The sequence below is a fragment of the Arsenicibacter rosenii genome (assembly GCF_001870735.1).
In the GTDB taxonomy this organism is placed as follows: Bacteria; Bacteroidota; Bacteroidia; order Cytophagales; family Spirosomataceae; genus Arsenicibacter; species Arsenicibacter rosenii.
Window position 1 is genome coordinate 1 of the sequence record NZ_MORL01000139.1, and the last position, 1,417, is coordinate 1,417.

2 protein-coding genes are annotated in these 1,417 nt (G+C 50.2%); one reads left to right on the forward strand and one right to left on the reverse strand.

Annotated features, from left to right (window positions below; translation table 11 throughout):
* The first annotated feature begins 251 nt into the window (after positions 1 to 251).
* Positions 252 to 1,016, forward strand: a complete 765-nt coding sequence (locus BLX24_RS30375; protein WP_071506909.1) for a DeoR/GlpR family DNA-binding transcription regulator — start codon at positions 252 to 254, stop codon at positions 1,014 to 1,016.
* A gap of 64 nt (positions 1,017 to 1,080) precedes the next feature.
* Here the strand turns inward: BLX24_RS30375 and BLX24_RS30380 are convergent.
* On the reverse strand, positions 1,081 to 1,417 hold a 337-nt coding region (locus BLX24_RS30380; protein ID WP_143092931.1), incomplete at its 5' end, for a RagB/SusD family nutrient uptake outer membrane protein.

Genomic DNA, 1,417 nt, shown 5'->3' on the forward strand with positions numbered 1-1,417 from the left:
ACTCTGGCTCTGAGCTCGGGCCCGGTCAGGGATGCATCCGGTCAGGTTGTCAGTACGTTCACCTCAATCTGGCGGCTGGAAGCCCCGGATACGTGGCGAATTCTATTCGATAAAGGAAACAAAGTCTGTGATCCGCCGAAATAACCGCAGCAGCAGCGTACACAGGTTGCGGATACTTGCGGTATCGGGCTTGCCGGGTTCAGATTCTTTTCGTTACTTTTGAATTTTCCGGCAAACGAAAAACAAGACATATGCTTCCCAATCAAAGACGGGATAAAATACTGGAGTTGTTAAAGGAGGATGGATCGGCCAAGGTAATCGATCTGGCCCGCATATTTAAAGTCACCGAAGTTACGATCCGGCAGGATCTGGATAAGCTGGAGAAAGATGGCCTGGTTATCAAGGAACACGGGGGCGCTTATCTGAAAAATGTTGAAGACCAGCTGCGATCCTTTTCGCTTGGTAACCAGGATCATATCGACAAAAAAGAAATCATTGCCAGTAAGTGCATGGAGTTCATTGATGTTGGCGATGCCATTATTCTGGATTCCGGATCCACGACGACTGAAATCGCTAAAAAACTGCGTGGGTTTAAAAACCTGACCGTCATCACCAATGCGCTGAACATTGCGGTGATGCTTGGCGCGGAACCTGGCATTGAACTCATCGTAACCGGCGGCGAATTCAAACCCCCGACCTTGTCGCTGACCGGGCAGAAAGCAGCTGATTTCTTTAAAGGGCTGAACGTGCAGAAGCTTTTTCTGGCAACAGCAGGTATCTCCTTAAAGTCAGGCCTTACGTATCCGAGTATCAGCGACTTAGTCGTTAAAAAAGCCATGATTGATGCCGCCGACACAACCTACCTGGTTGCCGATTCAACGAAAATGGGCAAGTCGGCCTTTGCGAGTCTGGGGGCGCTGTCGCTGATTGACTACATCATAACCGATGCCGGCATCGAAGAAAAACACAAACAGGTGTTTCATGATAATGAGATCGAGCTCATTATTGCTACCTGAAAAAACAAAATGCCGCTTCTGTTCCGGGAAAGGTTAACCTTTCCCGGAACAGAAGCGGCTGACATCAATAACCCGGATTCTGGGTAAACGTCCCTTTGGTGGTTACTGCATCTATTTCACTTTGCGGAATGGGCCGCAACAGATGGAAATCCTGCACATATTTGCCCGCATCCGGATTGTATTTCCGGACGCGCTCCAGCAGTTTATTGGTTCGTTTCAGGTCAAACCAGCGGTATTGTTCACCAGCCAGCTCCCGGGCGCGTTCGTCGAGAATGAAATCAAGCGTTATATCCGCCGCCGAAACCTGCATCGCTGATTGCCGGCCGGTTACCGCTGCCCGCGTTCTGACCTGATTCACGTAGTAGGCTGCCGAGTCTTTCCGGCCCAGATTGAGCTGAGCC

Excerpts from the sequence above, each read along its gene's own strand:
- BLX24_RS30375 (WP_071506909.1), top strand. The coding sequence starts at position 252 with ATGCTTCCCAATCAAAGACGGGATAAAATACTGGAGTTGTTAAAGGAG.